Origin of the sequence: Oceanobacillus senegalensis, assembly GCF_900176885.1 — a bacterium.
Lineage (GTDB): Bacteria > Bacillota > Bacilli > Bacillales > Amphibacillaceae > Oceanobacillus > Oceanobacillus senegalensis.
Genome location: NZ_LT839648.1, coordinates 169,481 through 191,924, shown reverse-complemented (window position 1 = coordinate 191,924; position 22,444 = coordinate 169,481). Strand labels below are relative to the sequence as shown.

Annotated in this window: 22 protein-coding genes and 1 riboswitch; of the genes, 2 read left to right on the top strand and 20 right to left on the bottom strand. The window is 38.2% G+C overall.

Going from position 1 to position 22,444, the window contains the following annotated elements; all coding sequences use genetic code 11:
• Window positions 1-28: 28 nt before the first annotated feature.
• A complete protein-coding gene (locus CAO17_RS01035) occupies window positions 29-1,549 on the bottom strand; it encodes an aldehyde dehydrogenase family protein (protein ID WP_085991000.1) in 1,521 nt (506 codons plus the stop codon).
• 146 nt (window positions 1,550-1,695) lie between these two features.
• Between CAO17_RS01035 and CAO17_RS01030 the strand changes: the two genes are divergently transcribed.
• Entirely contained in the window at window positions 1,696-2,568 is an 873-nt protein-coding gene (locus CAO17_RS01030) for a LysR family transcriptional regulator (protein ID WP_085990999.1), read from the top strand.
• 177 nt (window positions 2,569-2,745) lie between these two features.
• Here the strand turns inward: CAO17_RS01030 and CAO17_RS01025 are convergent, their stop codons facing one another.
• From CAO17_RS01025 to CAO17_RS00990, 8 genes are all read right to left on the bottom strand, one after another.
• Window positions 2,746-3,426, bottom strand: a complete 681-nt coding sequence (locus tag CAO17_RS01025; RefSeq protein ID WP_179151854.1) for a stalk domain-containing protein — start codon at window positions 3,424-3,426, stop codon at window positions 2,746-2,748.
• 211 nt (window positions 3,427-3,637) lie between these two features.
• The gene (locus tag CAO17_RS01020; RefSeq protein ID WP_085990997.1) at window positions 3,638-4,087 is read right to left on the bottom strand and encodes a VanZ family protein; all 450 of its coding nucleotides are present in this window, start codon (window positions 4,085-4,087) and stop codon (window positions 3,638-3,640) included.
• A 199-nt stretch (window positions 4,088-4,286) separates the two neighbouring features.
• Window positions 4,287-4,805 carry a VanZ family protein gene (locus CAO17_RS01015; RefSeq protein WP_281252956.1) on the bottom strand — a complete coding sequence of 173 codons (519 nt, stop codon included), beginning with the start codon at window positions 4,803-4,805 and terminating at the stop codon, window positions 4,287-4,289.
• Between the two features lie 743 nt (window positions 4,806-5,548).
• A complete protein-coding gene (locus CAO17_RS01010) occupies window positions 5,549-7,000 on the bottom strand; it encodes an S-layer homology domain-containing protein (RefSeq protein WP_085990996.1) in 1,452 nt (483 codons plus the stop codon).
• Window positions 7,001-7,258: 258 nt separating this feature from the next.
• Complete coding sequence (locus CAO17_RS01005; protein ID WP_085990995.1) at window positions 7,259-7,789, bottom strand: thioredoxin domain-containing protein; 531 nt, start codon at window positions 7,787-7,789, stop codon at window positions 7,259-7,261.
• Between the two features lie 174 nt (window positions 7,790-7,963).
• Entirely contained in the window at window positions 7,964-8,944 is a 981-nt protein-coding gene (locus tag CAO17_RS01000) for a choice-of-anchor I domain-containing protein (RefSeq protein ID WP_085990994.1), read from the bottom strand.
• A 157-nt stretch (window positions 8,945-9,101) separates the two neighbouring features.
• Window positions 9,102-9,803: a MerR family transcriptional regulator gene (locus tag CAO17_RS00995; RefSeq protein WP_085990993.1), complete on the bottom strand. Its 702-nt coding sequence runs from the start codon at window positions 9,801-9,803 to the stop codon at window positions 9,102-9,104.
• Window positions 9,804-10,456: 653 nt separating this feature from the next.
• The gene (locus tag CAO17_RS00990; protein WP_085990992.1) at window positions 10,457-11,755 is read right to left on the bottom strand and encodes a S8 family peptidase; all 1,299 of its coding nucleotides are present in this window, start codon (window positions 11,753-11,755) and stop codon (window positions 10,457-10,459) included.
• 233 nt (window positions 11,756-11,988) lie between these two features.
• On the opposite strand from CAO17_RS00990, the gene CAO17_RS00985 reads away from it, so the two are divergent.
• On the top strand, window positions 11,989-12,714 hold the full coding sequence (locus CAO17_RS00985; RefSeq protein WP_179151853.1) for a hypothetical protein: 726 nt from the start codon (window positions 11,989-11,991) through the stop codon (window positions 12,712-12,714).
• An 80-nt stretch (window positions 12,715-12,794) separates the two neighbouring features.
• On the opposite strand, the gene CAO17_RS21270 is transcribed toward CAO17_RS00985, so the two are convergent.
• From CAO17_RS21270 to CAO17_RS00935, 11 genes are all read right to left on the bottom strand, one after another.
• A complete protein-coding gene (locus CAO17_RS21270) occupies window positions 12,795-12,938 on the bottom strand; it encodes a hypothetical protein (RefSeq protein WP_218775514.1) in 144 nt (47 codons plus the stop codon).
• Window positions 12,939-13,146: 208 nt separating this feature from the next.
• Window positions 13,147-13,231: riboswitch (cyclic di-GMP riboswitch) on the bottom strand.
• A gap of 340 nt (window positions 13,232-13,571) precedes the next feature.
• Window positions 13,572-13,850, bottom strand: coding sequence for a DUF4282 domain-containing protein (locus CAO17_RS00975; protein ID WP_245831731.1), 279 nt, complete (start codon window positions 13,848-13,850; stop codon window positions 13,572-13,574).
• A gap of 297 nt (window positions 13,851-14,147) precedes the next feature.
• On the bottom strand, window positions 14,148-15,548 hold the full coding sequence (gene gnd, locus CAO17_RS00970) for a decarboxylating NADP(+)-dependent phosphogluconate dehydrogenase (protein ID WP_085990989.1): 1,401 nt from the start codon (window positions 15,546-15,548) through the stop codon (window positions 14,148-14,150).
• 15 nt (window positions 15,549-15,563) lie between these two features.
• A complete protein-coding gene (locus CAO17_RS00965) occupies window positions 15,564-16,910 on the bottom strand; it encodes a gluconate:H+ symporter (protein WP_085994355.1) in 1,347 nt (448 codons plus the stop codon).
• A 200-nt stretch (window positions 16,911-17,110) separates the two neighbouring features.
• A complete protein-coding gene (locus CAO17_RS00960; RefSeq protein WP_085990988.1) occupies window positions 17,111-17,836 on the bottom strand; it encodes a GntR family transcriptional regulator in 726 nt (241 codons plus the stop codon).
• A gap of 574 nt (window positions 17,837-18,410) precedes the next feature.
• Window positions 18,411-19,355, bottom strand: a complete 945-nt coding sequence (locus tag CAO17_RS00955; RefSeq protein WP_085990987.1) for an EamA family transporter — start codon at window positions 19,353-19,355, stop codon at window positions 18,411-18,413.
• A gap of 335 nt (window positions 19,356-19,690) precedes the next feature.
• On the bottom strand, window positions 19,691-20,254 hold the full coding sequence (locus CAO17_RS00950; protein ID WP_085990986.1) for a hypothetical protein: 564 nt from the start codon (window positions 20,252-20,254) through the stop codon (window positions 19,691-19,693).
• 96 nt (window positions 20,255-20,350) lie between these two features.
• Entirely contained in the window at window positions 20,351-20,791 is a 441-nt protein-coding gene (locus tag CAO17_RS00945) for an RDD family protein (RefSeq protein ID WP_085990985.1), read from the bottom strand.
• 281 nt (window positions 20,792-21,072) lie between these two features.
• Window positions 21,073-21,345 carry a hypothetical protein gene (locus CAO17_RS21570; RefSeq protein WP_245831730.1) on the bottom strand — a complete coding sequence of 91 codons (273 nt, stop codon included), beginning with the start codon at window positions 21,343-21,345 and terminating at the stop codon, window positions 21,073-21,075.
• 302 nt (window positions 21,346-21,647) lie between these two features.
• On the bottom strand, window positions 21,648-21,791 hold the full coding sequence (locus CAO17_RS20905) for a hypothetical protein (RefSeq protein ID WP_179151852.1): 144 nt from the start codon (window positions 21,789-21,791) through the stop codon (window positions 21,648-21,650).
• An 87-nt stretch (window positions 21,792-21,878) separates the two neighbouring features.
• Window positions 21,879-22,328, bottom strand: a complete 450-nt coding sequence (locus CAO17_RS00935; protein WP_085990984.1) for an SgcJ/EcaC family oxidoreductase — start codon at window positions 22,326-22,328, stop codon at window positions 21,879-21,881.
• Window positions 22,329-22,444: the final 116 nt, after the last annotated feature.

The window sequence follows — 22,444 nt, the reverse complement described above, 5'->3', positions numbered from 1 at the left end:
GTTACTCGGGAAACGACGTGTTCATGCATTATCCTTTATAGAAACCTGAAGGCTTTACTTCAAGGGCAATATTCACTTGTTTTTTATACAAATATTCTTCAAATCCGTACGTTCCTAAATCTCCGCCCAGCCCGCTTTGTTTATAACCACTCCAAGGAGCTTCATTGAAGGTCGGATGGTACGTATTAATCCAAGTAATACCTGCTTGTAACTGACGAATGACTCGTTGTGCTTTCGCTCCATCATTAGTAAACACTGCGGCAGCGAGCCCAAAATCGGTACCATTCGCTAATTCAATTGCTTCTTCTTCTGTTTCAAATACTTGAATAACAAGAACCGGACCAAAGATTTCTTCTTGAACAATTCGCATATCTGGAGTTGTATTCGTAAAAATAGTTGGTTCAACAAAGTTACCCTTGGCAAAGTCACCTTCAGTTATTTGTTTACCACCACATAAGAGCTCTGCTCCTTCTTCTACTCCAATTTTCACGTAATTTAATACATTTTCCATGTGTGATTTGGAAATAAGTGGTCCCATTTCCGTTTCTTCATCCCAACCTGGTCCAATCTTAATTTTTTTCGCACGTGAAACTAGTTCAGGAACGAATTTATCGTAGATGCTCTTTTCTAAAAGAAGGCGAGATCCAGCTGAGCAAACTTGACCTTGTTGTGCAAATATTCCTAACAATGCATAGTCAACCGCCGTATCAAAATCCGCATCCGCAAATACTATATTGGGAGACTTTCCACCAAGCTCCAAACCTACTTTTTTCAGGTTATCTGCAGCGTCCCTCATAATTTGTTTTCCAGTCGCTGTGCCACCTGTGAAGGATATTTTTTCAACATCCGGATGATTGATTAGTGCATTTCCAACAACCGAGCCAGATCCATGTACTAAATTCGCAACCCCGTTTGGTAACCCGACTTCATCAATAATTTCAAAAAGTCGAATCAAGGTGAGAGGAGTCTGGGTAGATGGTTTAACAACTACGGTACATCCAGCTGCCAAAGCGGCCGACATTTTTTGTGCTGCCATGACTAGTGGATAGTTCCAAGGAACAATGATTCCTACCACACCAATTGGTTCACGGATAACCATCGCTTGAATTTCATCTGGAACTTCATATGTCTGACCATGCGGCTTTGTAGCAAGACCAGCATAATATTGAAATTGGTTAATCGCATCTTCCACATCTTCCAAAGCATCGCCATAAACTTTTCCATTATTTAACGTCTCAAGCATCGCTATTTCTTCTTTTCGTTCTTCTAACTTACTAGAAATTTTCAAGAGATAATCTGCTCTCGTACGTGCATATGTACTTTTCCATCCACCTTTTTTGTAAAAAGCATCTTTAGCCGCTTTTACCGCTAAATCTACTTCTTCTACAGTTCCTTCCGTCACCGTTCCTATCACTTCATTATTAGCAGGATTGATTACCTCTCGTTTATGATCTGAAGCGCTTACTTCCCAACTCCCATTAATATACATACCTTCAACGACATCTTTATCACGAAGAACTGATTTTTCATCATTCGCTGTACGTAACATTTGGATGGCTCCCCTCTTTTGATAATTTTTTAAGCAGAATTTTTTGAATTCCCTTTATTTAAATGCTATATTAAAAATTACCATTAGTAAAATAACAATTTTAGATGTTATCTATCGAATTTATTCATATTAGGAGGCTAAGCTAAATGAATATTCAACACTATGAAATATTAAATAAGGTTGTCCAATTACAAAATATTTCTAAAGCTGCAAATGTACTAAATCTTTCTCAATCAGGAATTAGCTATGCGATTAAGAATTTAGAGGATGAATTAGGAGTAAAGTTGTTAATCCGTAATCGTACAGGGGTTAGGTTAACGAAAGAAGGGGAAAGAATTTATAAACATTCACTGTTAGTTACCAATGCCAATAAAAACTTATTGGAAGAAGCCGTAGCTTTAAAAGGATTAAAGAAAGGCACGATAAAAGTTGGAACCTTTGCAAGCGTTACCACACATTGGATACCAAAAATTATATCTACCTTTAAGGAGAAATATCCTGGAATTTCCATTCATATCTTTGAAGATGATTATCAAACGGTGGAAAAGGGGGTCTTATCAGGTGAATTAGACTGTTGCTTTACCATCCTTTCTGATAACAAAAAGCTTGAATATACCCCACTAAAGAAAGACAAGCTTTATTGTATCGTTTCAAATGAAAACCCGTTACATAAACAAAAAAAGATAGAAATAAGTCAAATAGAAGAGTACCCATTGATTAAGCCTAAAACAGGCTGGGATAATGAAATTTCAGACTTTTTTAATAGAAACAATATCAATCCTCCTATTGCTTATGAAGTTTCTGATGACCAATCTATCATTGCTTTGGTCCAGGCTGACTTGGGGATTAATATACGCCCAGGACTTGTACTAAAAAATCCCCCTGCAAATATCACGGCACTTGACCTGGGGGATGATGCTTATCGAATCATTGGATTAGGAACAACTAAACATGCATCCCATGCAACAAATAGGTTTATCTCCGTTGTGACGGAGTTATTTCAAGAAATAGAAGTATAAGGATATTCCTTACGCTTCAAACGTTTTAGTAGAAAGTTAAAAAAGAGGTTGATACAAAAGTATTTTTTCTAAGAAAAGCCGAACGCGGTTGGTAGGTAAAAACCACTCCGGAAATATTCTAATATTCCATTTAAAAACCGGTTCCTTAACCAGGAACCGGTTTTTTCATCAAGCAAATTATTGATAACTACCTGTAATGAATAAGCTTGAGCTACCACCAAGAGAAGACTTCGCTGAAATGGTTATTTCCTTCATACCACCAATATCAACCTGAAACTCCCTAGATGTCTGTTCTGGTGAAAGTGTAATATCTTTTAATACCACACCACTTTCATTACTAATTTGAACGCGGTAATCTTCATCTTTATCAAGCGCAAAAATAGATAAATCTAATGTTTGGTACTTGTTGTTAGATACAAGGTCAAAGTCTTTGGAAGCGGAGTTTAGTTGCTCCAGGACAATGCCTGATTGATAATCCACACCATTTTGAACGGTGTATGCTTTATCGACTGTCGCAAAAGAGCTATAATTTAAGTCTAGTTCCTCCGAGGTAATCGGGAATTCACCTGTACGTTCCCCAAGAATAACGGATTGTGTTTCCTGATCCCAATCAACTGCTATTCCAACCGCTTCACCAACTGCTCTTACTGGTAAATATGTAGTCTCTTCATAAACAATAGGTGTAAGGTCTCGACCATCCTGTCCAGTTGGTGTCCATTCCTGTCCATCGAGTACAAAGTTCATCGTATGATGCAAGTGGGCAGAAACCTTTTCTAATACTGGCGCAGCACTCACTCCAATTGCAATACCAAATACCAATGTTAGAGATAATGCTGTAGCAACAACCTTCTTTCTCATCTCGACACCCTCCATTTTTTAAAAAATTCAATACAATTAAAATTATATGACTATAGTATCTTATTACAAGTGCCGTTATACCTAGTTATAATGATAAAGAAGAAAAACATAGATTTATTGTCCTGGTTTATTTTTCCTGATTTAGGTACGATTCTTGTCACATCAATTTTAGTAGGATCTAAAAACTCCCAAACCTGACAAAAACAATACTCTATTTCCCGAAAACCGCCACTAGACTCCTCCATTTCTCCTGAATACTTCCATCCAGGGCTACAAAAGGACGTTCATTAAGTAGGACGAGGCCCATAAAAAGGGAAAATAGAATGATAACGTAAGGGGAACATGCCATTCTTAAAACATATTTTCTATATTTCATAACATATAACACGATTATTGGGATGGCTAGGCCAAAAGTTACTCCTATCATATTGGCAATAGCATCTAACACCTCTGCACTTCTATTCGGTATCAATAATTGTCTGTATTCTTCTAATGTACCTATCGTTACCAGAAACATCCATGTCAAACGAATTCTCTTTTTGATGGACGGTTGGCTAGATAATAGGACGACAACGAATCCCACCATGAAAGAAATCATAAAATAAAACCATAAATGCATCTGCTTATCCGCTCCAAACATCAATTCAACATCTAGTATCATCTTTATTCCCCCTCTACTTACAGCTTTTCCAGGGTTAAAGATTACTAGACCTCTTTTCTAATAGAATGGATTGGAAACACGCTTACTTACAAAATAAAGACGTCCTGTAGGCTCGAACGAATCGGGCTATTTAGGGACCGTTTATCCCACACCTAAAAATAGAAAAACATGAGCTCTCCTCTATAGCTCATGCCTTATCTTAATCGTCCCTAACTACTTCCTTACTACGAACCGTTTTCCTTCTTTCCTTCCTCCATATCCAACTAGAAAGCCAATAAACACCAAGCCCTACACTGGCACCAACCGTATCAATCAGTACATCTGTCACTTGCCCAGATCTACCTGGGATAAATAATTGATGAAATTCATCTGAGGCCGCATATAGAATACTAATCAGCAAGGTGAGCCACCATGCACGACTTCTTACCACATTACTAGCTCTTAAGGCGTTTACTACTAAAATACTTAATACGAAATAGACCGAGAAATGTGCTGTTTTTCTTATAAAGTATTGAAAATTCTCCCTATCCATACCCGCATCAGCTGGTATCACTGTATTGATTGCCGTTTCAATTAGTACGGTAACTCCAGTGCTTCGCTCACTGGACGCTGTTCCTGACTCATGAGAAAAGGTAAAAATGACAGCCATCCAAAGAACAACAGCAGCCCATAAACTATAGGTATAATATGATTTTTTTCTACCATTATTGCTTAAAATTGCTCCACACCTCCGTGTCCTAAAAAAATAAACAAGCATCTGATGTAGAAGAATGGCTACACTAGAACCATCCCAACGGACCAATGAATCAACAGGAAAAGCATGGGCTATCCCATGCTACTTGAAATGGAATCTACTTAAGTAACTGCTAGGTCGGTAATGTACCATATGCCATTCATTCTATCTATTATATACGTTTCGTGTCGTTAACGGTTGTTTCTGTATTTTCATTATAATCGAAAACGGAATAACTCGTTAAAAACATTAAATTTTATAACTATTTATTTTCATGAAGCCTTTTAATATCATTAATCCCATAATCTATCCGTTTTTCATTCTCTTTATTTTCATATGTTTTGCGGATAAAAGTACTTCATCTTTATTCACTCTATCTTTCCCTACTTTTTCCGATTGCTTACAACCTGAAATCATCCATGCAAGAAAACACCTCTAAAAATAACTAAAGAAAGCATAACACACCTCCGTTATCATTTTAAGACTTTTAACCTATTGAACGTAAAGGGGCTTGGGAATATTCTGTAGTCCACTCCACCAATAGGAGATGCTTGGATAAATCTCTTCCCCACCATTTCCCCATAAGAAAAACCCTTTGGACGGAATGGGTGAAAGAGAATCATCAAAGAATTGGTTGTGGAGGGACAATCCGAAGCATATCAAAAGGAAAGGGACGGTTCTTGTACCACCTTAAAATGGTCGCACCAGAACCGTCCCCACTTATCCCATTACTTTCCATGTTTTGCCAGTTCAATGGCTGGTTCGATTTTGCTATTATTATACACCGGATAGAATCGTACATTCGGTGTATCATAATTGGTGAAATTGTGATTGTCTACTTTCCATCCTCTCATTACATCATAATGAAGGGATTCTGAGAAAACATGCACTTCTTCTGTACCATAGCCTGATCCGAATGGTAAGGCAAATAAGTTAGGCTTGAAACCTAAATGACTTTCTATTTCTTGTTGTGGTATTTCTAATTCATATTGTAATCTTTCTAGCCATTCTTCATAGCTTTCATCCTCGTTCTTCCCTAAACGAGTGTGTGTCTGTCCATGTGCACCAACTTCAAAAAGTCTCTCCCCATCGTCATTGGTATATTGATAGATTTCTCTTATATGGTCCCAAGACATATAAATGCTGCCCCCTTTATCCGCTCTACCAGGGGTGATAAAGAAGCTAGCCTGTAAATCTAATTCCTTTAAAATCGGAAATGCAAATTCATAATCACTCATCTTGCCATCATCAAATTGGATAATGATTGTAGGTTCGGTTATGGGTTCTCCGTTTTCAAGCATGGTAAGCGCGTCCCCATAACTCTTTACAGCAACTCCGCTTTCTTTTATTTTCTTCATGTCTGCTTCAAAATCCTTAGCAAGCCTGTAAAATTTCCATGGTTCTTGATTAGAACTACTTTCCACGATTTCGTGATAGGTTAATAGAACAAGGTATCCATTCTTTTCATTGGATGGCTTTTCTGATGGATCTGGTTTTTTCTCTGATTCTATTACATCTTCTGTAGGATCTTCAGCTGGACCTTGACTAATTTCTTGTGCGTCCACTTTATATGTATCATTCATTCCTCTAGCTAACATGACAGAAAACCCAGCACGCGAGATATTATTCGCAGGTTCAAAACCTCCACTATCTGTTCCATTACTAATCCCATTGGCAGCTATGGCATTTATATATTTTTTTGCCCAGTTACCCGAAATATCATCGAAATAACTTCCATTTACTTCTGTGTAATCAAAAGCTACCGCAATAATTTTTGCCATTTGCGCCCTTGTCAACGTATCATTTGGCCCAAATGTTCCATCCGGATAACCATTCAGGTAACCAGCATCCACGGCTGCTTGAACCGCTTTGAAATAGTATGCATCTTCCTTTACATCCGGAAATGATGATGGTGATGCAACATTCTCTGTGTCTAAATGTTTAGCCCTTGCTAACATTAGAGCTGCATCCGCTCGTCTAATATGATCCGATACCCCAAATGTTCCATCTGGTAGTCCATTTACTACCTCTTCCTCATGTAAGTAAATAATCTCTTCCTCAGCCCATGGCACCCTTTCCAAATCCGGGAATAATGTCGCTGCACCAATTGTACTAGGTACAAGGAAAAGAAAGGCCATCATAATACCCATGGCAGATAAAAATCTTTTTCTCTTTCTCACCAAACTTCCCCCTCGTATAAATAGACTTTTAAGAATAATTTCCTAAACATATTCTACCAATCTATTTTATTGGAAACAAGATAAGAGCATTTAGTAGGATTTATTTTAGTACCTTGGATGGTGCTTTTGGTCGTGCTTTCGGTACTGCCAAACATACGTACAATATGCCATATTAAAACTATCCCTACAATAAAAAAGAAGTGCACTACAAAATAGTACACTTCTCCCATAGGATATGGCGTCGTTAGAACGGTCCCATTATACCTTTGCTAATGCATTCTCCACTGCATTTCGCAAATCTTGCGGTTCTAATTCATACGTGAAGCCTAGTAATATTTCGCCATTGAAAAATAGTGTTGGTACTTTTGTTATTTCACGTTCGATGGCTTCTTTTGTAATAGCTAAACTTACATCAACATTTTCTAAACGTTCTTCGGGGGATAGACCATAATCCCTTACGATTTGTTGTTTCAATTCTTTGTTGGAAAGCTCCATCCAGGATGGGTGTTTGTCTAAAAGATCTGTTACAGCATGGATGGCTTGCTCTGGATTGGAGTAATCCAATGACCAGTGTACAAGCGAACCAAGAATAAGTTCCTCGCGTGGTTTATCATATAATTTAATAATCACTTGTAATTTGCCGCTTTCAATGTATTCTGGCAATACTTGTTTTGCCAAACGATAAATCGAAGCACTTCCTTTACAAGCTACATTCATAAATGCTTCTAATTTTACAGGTGCATCATCTTTGCCAATTTTTAGTTGATTATTCTTACTATTAGCTATCATATTTGTTTCATCCTTTCGACTATTCCTATCCTTCAATATATACTAATCCACTCGGAATTGTAAATGATAGTGTATTAGATTGTTAGATTATTGATATTTAAAGGGACGGTTCTTGATGCTGATAATGTTGATCAGCATCAAAAGAACCGTCCCTCATCAATCAATCTTTCATCATTACTGTTTATCCAAAAGGCGTTTTGGTGTTAAAATATATGTTTTGTCAGCTACGGTAAAGGTATGAATCGCATCCGGCATATAGTAACCAAGAAGAGGCTGCCTTTCGATGTTAGTCTCTCCATTACTTTTAGCATCTAGCTCATTTCCTGATACCGAATGACCCTTCACACCAAGCCCTTTGACATCTACTATTTTTTCCGTTTCTAGATCAATGGTGGCAATGGCATTATTTTCCTGCATTGCAACATATGCTGTTTTACTATCATCGGAAACGGTTATGTATTCAGGTTCTAACTGCTGTAATGCTTTCCCTTTAGAGGACACACGTACCTTTTCATCTAACACAGCATCGTTAAAGCTTAGGTGGTTCACGTAAAAATGATTACTTGTTACATCGATGATAGAGATGGATCCAGCCGGGTCCATGGTATAATCATCATATGGTTCCCCCTCATTGGCAACAAGCGCCTTCGTTCCATCTAGTGTGAATGTCACCATATCTGGCATAGAACCAACAAGAACATGGTTAACATATTCCCCGTCTTTTGTTGCAAACACAATGTATCCCGGATTTGTCTTCGGATTACTTACTGCTGAAATTGCAATTAAATCCTTTGTCGGATGGGATGCAATACTCGTTATATCATCTACATTTTTCAATTTAAAATCAGAAAGTAATACACGTTTCTCTGAATCTACTTGTGCAAATTCACCTGATTGAAGGTCAGAAAAGGATAGAATATCAAATCCTCCGGCAGCACCATTTGTAACAAATGCACGCTGTAATCCTGAATCATAGGCCATGATTTCCGTTCCACCTTCGCCCTCTCCACTATCATATTGTGCAATTTGCGTTACCTTTAATTCCCCATCTTGATATTGAAATAGTGGTGGCTGTTCCGCTGCTAACACAGGCTGGGCTGCCACCAAAGCCCCAATAGCTGCAGTACCCGCCACGACATTCCTCTTCATCTTCATACAAAAGTCCTCCCTATTAACCTGATGATCCAATTAATAGTTTACTAGAGTAATATGCAGGTAATTTTAAGCGGTGTAAAGATGGTGTGAAGAATGCTCTTGTCGCTTTTTACATCAAAAAACACTTAAATCACGAAAGATTCAAGTGTTCACTCTATTATTTCTGAAACAACCCCAGAATTTTCGCTAGCGCTCCTTTAGGCCGATTTACGGATTCTTCAAGACGCTTATTAAATTCATTCTGGGACTGCCATTCTTTTTTTTGTTCCTCGCGCATTTGCTGTAATTCCTTCTTGAGGGCTTCACTTTTCTCTCTCTCCTGTTGTAGCAGTTCCTCATAATGCTTTTTTTGCTGTTCCGTTAGTTTCTCCATATTTTGAGAGGTCCTTTGTGAGAAATTCCCTAGGCCGGAGCTAATGACATGGTGGTCTTGCTGGAGCTGGGCTACCTTTGTTTTCAGCGCAGTCATATCGTTGGACAGCTGGGCATTCACTTCTCTTGCGGCTGCCAGTTCCATCGTTAATGCTTGGAAAAATTCACCTAACCGGGCCGGGTCCTTTAACGCCTGGTCATAGGTGTTTAAAACAGCAAGCTCTGTCGATTGCTTCAACTTCTCTCTTTGTTCCTGAACCAGTTCCTCCGCTTTATCCTCATGGGATTTCTCTGTATCACGAAGTGCGACCAGTACCTCAATATCCGAGCGGACGAATATCCGTCGATCCCCGTCCTTAAAAAATTCATAACCCTTCCGTTCTAAAACCTGTCCATATCTTCGTATCGTCGCTGCGGATACATCTAATTCTTCTGCTACTTCCTTCGTCGAGAAAGCTCGCTCATTCGGTTGAATATCGTGTCTCATTTTCGAGCCTCCTTTCTTATATAATGAAGCTTTTGGCCGAATTTTACAAGATAAATTGAATCTTCTATCCGTAGGGGTTTCTATTTATCCCCACTAATAAAGAGAAACAAAGGTTTTCCCATTTCCTATAGTAACACCTCCTACAGGCCTATGTTCTGTAAATCCGACCGAATCAAGGATTTACGGACTTGAGGTGAGGTCTGACTGCTAGTTACAAGGTGATAAATTAGTATGATATAAAGACTCACCAAAGTTATTCGTCGATATAGGACAAATTAAGGTGGTAGTGGGACAGAGGGAAAAGTATATTTCACTCCTCAGCCCAATCATCGCTTCCAGTACCGATGTCCTTCTGAAAGCGTAAAAAAACACCTTAATAGAAGGAATGGCGAGACAATGCAAAGGAAATACGAGAAGCACCAATATAGGATGTCGGAATGAATCAATAGAAGTGAATTTACATAGAAGATATATGGGGATACATTCTACTTAAGTAGAATAGTAGAGGTTGTAACAAAAGTATACCATATCATTGGGTAAGGTCTAAAGAAATAGAGAAGGAATCGGGACGACTCTGATGGACCAAAACGGTAACATCAAACGAACCGTCCCTCTTTTTCAACCTCTGTCAACTAGAGCCGTTTCACAGTGCGTTAACCTTTAGAAACTGTTGCACGTGAACCAGTCCCAATCGCCATTTCCACAGCGGCTTCTGCATGGATATTCCCCCAGGTGTCTCTTAATGTGGGTTGTGATGTCGCTTTTAAAATGGCTTTCACATCATTTGGACTAAGATTTGGGTTCGCTTCTAACATGAGAGCCACTACACCTGCGCAAATTGGTGTTGCCATGGATGTGCCTGATAATTGGATATAATCCCCATCGACAATCATTTCTGGTAGTTGGGATTCTGTCATAGAACCTGGAGCTAAAGGTGCAATAATATTCGTACCTGGTGCATAAATATCTGGTTTTACGAAATAATCTATCGATGGCCCTCTGCTTGAGTAATCGGCAATCACATCATCCGCACGCTCTAACGTATTTTGGTCATTCGTAGACCCGACTGTAATAATAAATGGATTGATCGCTGGAGTACCAATCGTATATGGATAAGGCCCACTATTACCTGCAGCAGCACATACAACAATGCCCTTTTGCCATGCTTCTTGTACAACGATGGATAGCGGGTCATCTCGGAAAGATTCATAAGCTTCAGCCCCTAACGAAAGGGAAATGATACGAATGTTATGCTCCACTCTATGATTAATACACCATTCAACGCCTTCTATGATCGTTGATAATCGTCCACCACCATTTTCATTTAATACCTTTACTCCAATAATAGAGGCCTCTGGTGCTGGTGCCATATATTGACCATTCGATAGATACCCATTACCAGCAGCATCACCGGCACAATGGGTTCCGTGCCCATTATCATCATAAGGAGCTTCTTTTCCATTGACAAAATCCTGAAAGGCTACAATTCGATTAGATGGGTTGGTAAAGTCTTCATGAGGATGAATTCCCGTGTCAATTACCGCAATCGTTATTCCTTTTCCCGATAATTGCAGTTGTTTTTGTACATTTATGGCTCCAATTTGTTTACTAGCAATGTCTAAAAAAGCAGTTACTTCGCGGTCATAAAAGATACGATCGACCGCTTCATGATCCTTGATGTGTTTAATCATCCTAGGTGTTAAGTGCCCTTTCATACCATGAATAATGGGAAGTTCTCTATCAAGTTTATTGTGAGAATCTACATTACATGTTTGGCAAAGCTCATCTTTTACATTCGATTCACAGTCCTTCTTTAAATAGACAATGACAGGAATTTCAGTCGTACTCGTTTCATTTGGGTCCTTTTGTCGATTGATTCTTAATTGTTCTACCAAGCCAGAATCTAATTTTCTGCCAGTCGCTTCAAACCAAACGCCTTGTCGATTTGCCAAATTGTTCTCCTCCTTTAATGAATAAACGTTATTCTAAGAGAGTCGACAACTTGATGAATGAAGGGAATGGAACCTTTCCTTCTATTAAAAGTTTATCAAGGGGAATCGATGAAAACAATCGGACCACGTAACTATTTTTGGAAAAATGAGAAATAAAGAGGAATCAGGATTAATCGCTAATCATATATTCTATTTCCTTTCATATAGTAGATAGAAAAAGGAGGCGGATGATGATGGAAATGGTACAAAACAGTCTTTCAACGGAATGGACACATATTGTAGGACGACATCTTCCCAAAGAAGAACAGTTCAATCTTTTAGTTCAGATTATTCAAAGTAGGCATCTACATCAAGATACACCTTCTATCGACCTAGAGAATATTTTAACATTACGTACGGATTTAAAAAAGAAGGATATTTTATTTCCAGAAATAATTTCTTTCTATGATACATCATACGTACAGAATAAAATGAATGCATTTCGTTTTGGGTTGGTTTTTCATCGAGACTTCCTTATTTCTAATGGGGCAAATCCAGTCTTTTATATAACTGGGGATAGATTACAGAACGAGCGAGATACCGATACAAACCAAGAAAGGATAATAAATAGAATGGATTGGTTTTCAGATCATATCCGTGATTGTGTGAAGAGCGTAGAACAATTGAAAAACCTGCTTGGTGGTTACTCTCCGGTGTCAGAGGAATTAGAAGAAGTCACATTATTAAACCAGATAAGCGAGTTTTTATGGAATGATATCTTTGCATTTATACAACCACTGGACATTTCCAATTCTACAAAGGACTTAGCAAATTCCTATCTAGCAAGGGAATGGAGAATGACTGGTAGTCTAGCATTTTCCATGGATGATATTTTAAGAATTCTTATCCCAAAAGAATATAGTAAAAAATTACGAGAAAGGCTTCCAGATTATTATGGAGAAATTGTGTTCACGGAATAGCGGGACGGAGGACTATTACTCCGTCCTATGCCTTTGAAAAATACAATAAAGTGAATCATCAATAAGCTGGATAGACCCAACTAATAATAATCCTGATTCTTTTTTATATAGTGTTTCGCCTTTTTCATTACCGTGTTATATTTCATGCTTTTTGGATTTGCTAGATATTCACGTAAGGACATGACAAGGGATCTTCCTTGTTCATCGATTGCTTTCTCTTTCATTTCCTTCCTTTCTACTAAAGTGTACAACTTACTCTCTGTTCTTTTTACATTTGACCTTTTTCGCGTTGGGAATATCGCATACATAATGATGTACACCCCTTTTTCATCGTTTGATCCATTTCCCCATTACGTTATAATTCACATCAGGCGTCAGAATATTACTTCTATTAAAGATAAAATAAAAACCCAATTAAACGGATTCACTCCACATTAATTAGGCCGGTTGTACCATTAACTCCATACGCCCCTGGTGCCCACACAACAGGTCGTAATTCATAGTTTCCAAGATATTCCTTCATTATATAGTTCTATTTTACGGTATTACATCTATTTGTCAATAAGGATTCAATCTTTTTCAACACTATTCCATTTTGCTTTTATCCAATAGACTGCAAAGTAGACTCCGCACAAAAATCCTCTGTTCGGTGCCAATCCAAACATCCAAAAAAAAACCGAGGCTGGGAAAAAAGTATTTTTTTAAGCAAAAGACGAACGGGATTGGTGAATAAAAACCGCTGCGGAAATATACTTCGCTACATAGTGCGTTGTTCGTCTTTTGAGTTAAATACTTTACTTTTGTCCAGTCTCGATTATATGTAGTATGATGTTTTTCATCCATGTATCCTGCATGACCTAGTCGTTTGTATTTATTTTTTCATTCATTTCCTGCATGGTTTCATGCATTTTAAAAAATAATATTAAAAGTTCACAATACACTCGAGCAAATAATGGCCCTAAAACAATCGTAAGTAATCCCACAAAAACGACGAATCCACCACCATATGGAGTAACTAAACCAGTTATAAACTGCATAATACCAACAATGACTGAGCCGACAACTCCAATCCAAAATAGAACTTTTATAATAGTTGGCGTAATCATCTTATTAAAAAGAAAGAACTCTCTCAACATATTCACCTCCTCCTTATTGCATCATTTTTATGCTCGCAACGGTATATATTTATTCAGCCATTCACAAGTTATACCTAATTTTCAGTTTCATTTCCTTTGTCCTATTCTCATTTTGGCATGGGAGTGGCGGTCTACCCCTACAATCCAAGCTATGTCTATGGATTGAGAAAGACGTTGGTTATATACAACAAAAAAAGAGACCCTCACAGATAAAATCTGTACAGGGCCTCTTTCCTGAGCATGCTATTGATTATGAGATATAGTTAAAGTCCTCCCTTACCGAGTAGCTTCATCCATTCACCATTCGGTATGGAAAGTTCCTTCCTTATCATTTCGTTCGTATGTGTGCGCTCCGAAGTAATCTCGTTGTGCTTGTATCATGTTAGCACCTGACTGGGCGGAGCGGTAGCCATCATAGTAGGTTAAGGATGAGCTGAGACATGGCAATGCCAAGCCAAATTCCATGCCTTTCATCACAACCTTGCGCAAGGACGATTGATACTGATTACTTTTTTCCAGGAAGTATGGTGCAAGCAGTAAATTAGTTAATTTCGGATTTTCTTTAAACGCCTCACTAATGGTATTCAGGAAGTCTGCTCGAATAATACAACCATCACGGAAAATCAAGGCAATCTCTCCTAAATCTAAAGACCAACCATATTCACTGGCAGCTGCCCGATATTGATTAAATCCTTGGGCATAGGCACAAATTTTTCCCATAAAAAGCGCTTCTTTTACCACGTTAATCCAGTCATTTTTATCCAACTTTTCATCAGAAGGTTTGGGACCTTCCAGTTGCTTTTCTGCTAGAATTCTTTCTTCTTTCATCGCAGACAAATACCTCGCAAATACAGCTTCTGTCAAGATAGAGGAAGGTGTACCGGTGTCCAAGGCTTCCTGGCTTGTCCATTTTCCCGTACCTTTATGGCCTGCTTTATCTAAGATAACATCGACCATCGGTTTTCCGGTTTCCTCATCCTTTTTCTTTAAAATATCTGCGGTTATCTCTATAAGGTAACTCTCTAGATCTGTTTCATTCCATGCCGTAAACACTTCCGAAATTTCTTCAACCGATAACCCTACCTTTTCACGAAGGAATTGATAAGCCTCTGTAATTAACTGCATATCGGCATATTCAATTCCATTATGGACCATTTTTACATAATGTCCCGATCCTTCGGGGCCTAAATACGAACAGCATGGTTTTCCATCTACCTTTGCTGCAATCTTTTCGAGAATCGGTGCAACCTGCTGATAGGCGTCTTTGTCACCACTTGGCATTAATGCTGGTCCGTTCAAGGCACCTTCTTCCCCACCTGAAACACCGACACTAATAAAGTGAAGATCTTGGCCCTTCAATTCATGATATCTTCTATTGGAATCATGGAAATCGGAATTCCCACCATCCATGATAATATCGCCTTTATCTAATAACGGGATCAGTGATTTAATCACCGAATCCACTACAGGGCCAGCTGTTACCATTAAAAATATTTTCCGTGGCACTTCCAATGAACGAATAAATTCCTCTAAATCATCAAACGCTGCTGCTCTATCATTCGGAAAATCTTCTACAAATTTCTCCGTGAGGTCAGGAGTATAATTATAAACAGCAACCCGTTCTCCTTTATTTACCATATTCTTTGCAATACTTGCTCCCATGACACCTAGACCATATACACCAATTGTATTTCCCATTATGTGACACATCCTTTAAACAAATAAATTAAGAACTAAGACACCAAGTAGACCAACAACAGATATAATGGATTCTAGTACAGTCCATGTGGAGAACGTTTCTTTTAAGTTTAAACCAAAGAATTCCTTGAACATCCAGAAACCAGCATCATTTACGTGCGAAGCAATCAAACTACCTGCACCTGTTGCAAGTACCATTAGCGCTGGATCAACGCCAGAACCCTGCATCAACGGAATGACTAATCCTGCTGTTGTAAGTGCTGCAACGGTTGCTGAACCAAGGGCAATACGTAAAATTGCCGCAATCAGCCATGCTAATACAAGTGGTGACATGGTCGTATTTTCAAATAATGCAGCAACAGAGTCACCAACACCACCATCAATGAGAACCTGTTTTAAGACACCTCCACCACCGATGATTAGAAGCATCATACCAATTGAACGGATTGATTCTTCCGCAGAACTCATGACTTGTTTCATCGGGATGTTCCGTTTAATACCCATTGTATAGATAGCAAGCAATACAGAAAGTAGTAATGCCGTAGTTGGTTCACCAATCAGATGGATAATGGCAAAAACGACGTTATCTCCAACATTTCCAAGGTCCTGGATTAAATCAGCAATCGTTGCAATCGCCATTAAGATAACTGGTAGTAAAGATGTTAAAACACTAATACCGAAACTTGGAGTCTCTTCTAATTTAAATGTCTTTGTGTTACCAATTGAATCAATACTTCCAACTTTATTGAAAGAATCAGGCGAAAGTTTTTGAATTACCTTTGTAAACAAAGGACCTGCAATAATAACAGCGGGAATAGAAATAATGATCCCGTATATTAACACCATTCCAATGTTCGCTTCGTATTGCTGAGCAATAACAGTCGGACCTGGATGTGGTGGTAAAAACCCATGTGTTACAGATAATGCAGTCGCCATCGGGATTCCCAAGTATAGTGGAGATACCTTTAATTGTTTGGCAATTTGGAAGATAATAGGAATTAATAGTACAAGACCAACTTCAAAGAACAATGCAATACCAATAATAAAGGAGGCAATCACTACTGCCCATTGGATATGTTTTTCTCCAAATTTATTAATTAAGGTAACCGCAATTCGCTGTGCACCACCTGCGTCAGCAACTAATCTACCGAGAATAGCACCAAAACCAAAGATTAATGCGATACTACCTAGTGTTCCACCCATCCCACTTTCAATGGACCCGACAATGTCTTCTAGTGGCATGCCAAGTGCTAAGGCAACAAGAAAAGCTGTGATAATAAGAGAAATAAATGTATCTAGTTCAAATTTAGTAATAAGTAATAGTAAAACCCCTACGCCTAAGGCTACAATAATCAAGGGAATAATGTTTTCCATCATTTAATAAACTCTCCAATCTTATGTTGTATATTCTTCTGGATGTTGAAAGTTATGGAGGATTAACCCCCTAATTGGTATGGTGCCATTTTTTTCATCTTCCTACTCCCATGTTCGAGAAAGGCTAACAAAAATTGGCATTCCTTCACGAATAACACCGCTTTCGTATGTCAACACCAATCACATATTTATTTTTGTTCAAGATACTCACTCGCCTTTTTCAAGGCTTCCGGATTATCCCACAAACCATCCGATTGTTTCTTCACATTTTTAAAATTATCGTAAAAGGCCTTCTCCTTTAACTTCTTATCTTTTTCCTGAATGGTTTGGATGAGCAGCTCATGATTTCGCATAACCCGTTCTAAGTCTTCATAATTTTCTTCCATCCGATGTCTCATATCCAATAAAATAAAACATTCAACAACCGGCTTAATATTGTCCCAAATCAAACTGATGTAACGATGTTGAATAGAGTGAATAACGGTTTCATGAAATTCGATATCTTTAAATGAAAATTCGTCCGGATCTTTATATTTAATAGCGATTTTCATCATTTCATATATTTTATGTAAATCCCTAACCAGCTCATCATTATTTTCTTCTTCTAATAGATGATTAAAGACAAAGGATTCAACCATCAGTCGTACATCATAAATCTCATCAATATTTTTTTGTGTAAATCCAATCACCTTGACACCCATTCTTTGTAACTGGACGAGCCCCTCTTTTTCCAATACTTTCAAGGCTTCTCGTACAGGGGACCGACTCACTTGATATTCCTCCGACAATTTGTTTTCGGATACAATGCTCCCCATTTCCAGTTCATCAGAAAGAATTCGCATACGTAAATCAGCAGCCACCTGTTGTCCAATGGAAGCTTCCCGTAATCTTTTAATAGGATAAAGCCCTTTCAAACCAATCACCTCTTTTACTATAAAATCTGTATTCCAGAATACCGGAACACTTGTATACAAGTATACTATCAAAATTTTTTATAGGTGTAAACGATTTATAAAAAATAATTTATAGGAGTAGAGGTATATATTCTTTCACTAGACTCCTACCATTCTCTTTCTACACGAGCTTTCCCAAGTTGGATAAGCCACTTGTATCGTTAACCTTTCTCGAAAAAGCATAGAATGTCGGCGCAAGCCTATTCTTGATAGATGAGGGCATGAGTCATCACCCTAAATTTCGCTCCCTAATCACACTTCGCTTAATATGCTACTTTACTTTTACGGTATAACTATCATTAATAAAACTAAAATCACGTTCATCTTTTAAGAGTTTAAGTATAGGATTATCAAAAATAGTGTGGATTCATACAGAAAAAATATGACCTATCTAGGCATTTGGGCATTAAAAATACCTCCAAATTTTGTTTCATGGGGCTTTGGCAATCCCCATTAGCAAAATCTGGAGGTATTTCTTATGTTTTTATGAGGATGAATTTTTTTAGTGGACGTTTTCAATGGTCTGCACCTGTCCCTACGCCCCATACTGCCTACTTCTATCAACGTTATGTTTTTTAATTTGAATGTATTTCCAAATGCTTCGCAATTCGCCTAATACGATTGCCAGAAGAATGAGAATCACGCCAAACCATCTAGATAGTGTGATATGCTCGGATAGGCCTATAGCGGCAACGATAACGGACACAGGTAATTCTACTGAACCTAGAATCGTAGCAAAGCTTCCGGATAAATGCGGGGTAGAAATGGCAAAAAGGAATGGGGTTAAAATTAAGCCACAAAGGGCCACCCCTGCTGCATAAATCCATATATTTCCTTCTAACACACCTTCGTTTAATGTGAGATGTGGTGGGAAAACAATAAAGGTTAATATTCCCGCTCCTGTGATCATGATGGGTGTTCGAATAGTTGCAGGAACGTCAGTAGCTACACGTCCACTGACAAAGACAAACGCAGTATAGGAGAATGCAGAACCAATCCCTAATACAAATCCAATTAGAGAAATATCGGAAAAACCACCATTCCATAACCCTGCTGCAAAGCATACACCAACTAAGGTTAGCATCACAGCTAGTACCGTTTGCTTCGTTGGTTTTTGCCGGTTGAATATCCAATCAAACAACACGCCGACCCATACGAATTGGAACAATAACACAACAGCCAGGGACGCTGGTAAATACTGCATCGCACCATAATAGAGGATACTAGTCAGTCCGGTAAAGCTCCCGGCAACAATCAAAGAAATCACTTTCTTCCCCGTAAGCTTCCGAATTACCCACGGATGACGTTTGATGGACAGAATTCCGACTATCCAAAGAACGGTTAAGGCTATGATAACCTGTACAACATTAATCTCGCCCAGGCTCCATCCGTCCGCATAGCCTAATTTAACAAATAATGGATTAAGACCGAAACAACAGGCGCCAATAACAAAAATGATCATCGCTGAATGACGTTTCATACTATTCCTCCTATATCTTTAAGTTGCATGATATGTTTCTACTCCGTTTAGGAAAAATAGACCATTAGTATATATTATCATATTTTTGTAGAATAAAGACGATTCTTCCTGTGCCATTTTTTTCAACCTTTATCCCACCAATGCGCTGAAGGATAGGGTTGCTTTTCAAAACAATTCGTAATCTAATCAATATCTAGAACGAGGAACCATCTCCCTCCGTCCATCCAAAAAAATCCACAAAAAAACCTGCAGAACACCTCTCTACAGGATCTCACCTAAATGATTGAGTTTGAGCAAAAAACCGTCTTCTTTTGGTGAATGAAAAACCAAATCCATCAACCACCATCTCCAACATAATCAATTGACTCAGCAATTTGAACCAATACCTCATCCGTGACCCTATCGGAAACTCTCCGATCAACACTTAGTATATATTGCCAATTCCCTTTCTCAAAAACTAACCCATAAGCCGCTCCATGAATTTGCATATATATGGCTTCATCCCCGTTGTTTAGCTGAACCTTTTTAACAATATACCTTTCTGGAACCTCAAGTTTTGCCTCAATTAGACGTACCTCTACTTTGTAATGATTTTCAGGAGAATCCTCATTAATGAACATCAATTCTAAGGAATCATTGATATCCCCCTCTAAATCACTAAACTTTCCCATATAATGCGTGAAAGGGATGGGAGGAATTCGAAGCGGAAGTTGGACGTCCTGGTCAAAATGCGATTCAAATTCCTGGATAGCCTCTTCTGCCGTTGTATAGCCAAACTCAGGATAAAATTCCTCAAGAGGTTTAGGTTTATCATCCGCCTTTACATATACTGCTCCATGGAATCCTCCACAAAGGAAAGCTGATAAAATAAGGAAGAAAAGAGAAATGCGTTTTTTCATTAAAAATCACCCTAACCTTAGACTTAAGGTTATTTTTACCAAGTGATGCATAACTATTCGTCTTTATAATAGGCTGCAGTGAATCGATTGGAGGTTTTATTGCTCACTATTTTTAAATGTTGATGGCGGATCTGTTGTAACATAGGTTTGTGCAATAAAATCATGAAGCGCTCGCTTATCTTCTCTAATCCCTATCATAAAAGCACTTACGATGAGCCCTATTCCTAATGTCAAAGCATAGATAATGCCTGCAACCAAATCCCTCAATAGCATCGTGCCAATGCCTAGTTTTCTACCATCCACTCTAACAATGCGATTCCCTGCCATTCGTCGTCCTATGGTGTATCCGTGCCATAAAATAGGCAATAGCAGGTAATAGAGCACCCCAAATAAATCGGTGAGGTAATAATGATTTCCATCATAAAACCCCCCGTATAAAAGCTGTGATAAAATTCCTGTTATCAAAAAAGTAATGATGAAATCTAAAAATCTTGACAGAAATCTGTTCTGAAAACCCGCTGGATTCGTAATATCCATCTAATCCCTCTTTCTCCTAAAAGTCTACAAAAACTAGTTCATATATTCTTCAACTAATTCATAGCATCTTTCTTCTGTAAGATTTGCAAGCACAGCCACATATTCTAACTGTTCCTTTGTACCACCTTTATATTTTAGCGATACTTCCAATGCACTATCACTCTATAGGTTAGCCAATCTCGTTGTTCTGCTCGCAAGCTTTCCATCTCTACTGGTGGCAATTTGCTCCTTTAGCTCTTGGTAAATTTCGTTCAATACGTTATCCCAAATTTCCCATCTATCTAATTTTTCAAAGCAAATGTCGATGAATCGGTTGGTTCTAATTCTTCCACTTCTTTTTTAGCAGCATTTAATTTTTCGAGGTACGCTTCTTGCAAACTCGCAATAGTATCAGTAGGGGCATGATCTGTTTTCTCAGGAGTAGGCTTTGATGTATCTTCTTCCTTATCCATGATTCCTGTTTTACTGTTGTCGATGTCTGAAGCACCTTCTGTTGAATCTAGTTCGGGAGTCTCACCAAGTGTTATGTTGAGAGTCGCCGTCCAACTAAGCACTTGATTCTTCCGAGGTGTTATCATACGCTACAAATAAAATGACGAATACTAATGTAACTATTGCAATGAAACTATTATTCTTCCTTACTGGTTTCATCATGTAATATCCTAATTTCCCTCAACAAAAATCAATGTGTTTACTATTTCAATTGTTACAAATCATTTTATACTCTACTTGCTCGATAACAAAAGAAAAAGCAACTGCCCTGTTTCGCAATTGCCCCTTTTGCTGAAAGGTAAATACTTCATATCATTAAGGCTTATCATCCTTATTCAATAACCTTCGTACTAATAAGTTACCTCTACTTATTATTCCGTTTCCTTGCCTTTAATGCAACCAAGCCCCCAATCATGGCAGAAAAACAAGCCAAGAAAATGATGATTAGTTCATTATCCAAAACATTCACCTCGTCTATTTGAGAATAGGTATCTAAATTTTTCTCCATGAAAGCCGAACTACTTAAAATTAGACAACCCCTTTTCGATTGTCTTATTTAACGTTTATAACCGATTCGCTTCATAAGATAGAGTTACTAAAGCAGTTGCCTTAACTCTTCTGTCATTTGCTCCTGTAACTCAGGTCTACCATGGAACTGGGCAGGGGTATTTTGAAATAGTTCAATTTGTAAGCTATTATCAGCCTTTTTCACTACAACCAGTGTTTGATGTGCGTTTAGATTGGGGTCGATTTCTTCTTTACCCGGTGGAATCATTCCTGCAATGGCATGCAAAATAGCTGTATCCACTCCTAATGGTCGTATGGATTTTATTTTAGTTACAAAAGGCGGGGTTTGATGTTCGTCAAATATAGGTTGAAGATGAGCTAAAATCTCTTTCCTTCCAACTAATTTACTTCCATCAAAACCAATTTGAACTCCCTGTCCTGAATATAGATCAGCCATCCCCTTGGCATCACGTTTATTCCAGGTAGCAATTAATCTCTGATAAAGCTCCTCGATTTCATCGTTTATAGAAACACTCATTGCTATTACTCCTTACTCACCAATTCTTATGTAATATTCTTTATGATGTAGTTAACTCTATTGAACCATACCAATAGCCTATACATAAAGAGAAATGGAACATCCCCCTCCCCCTT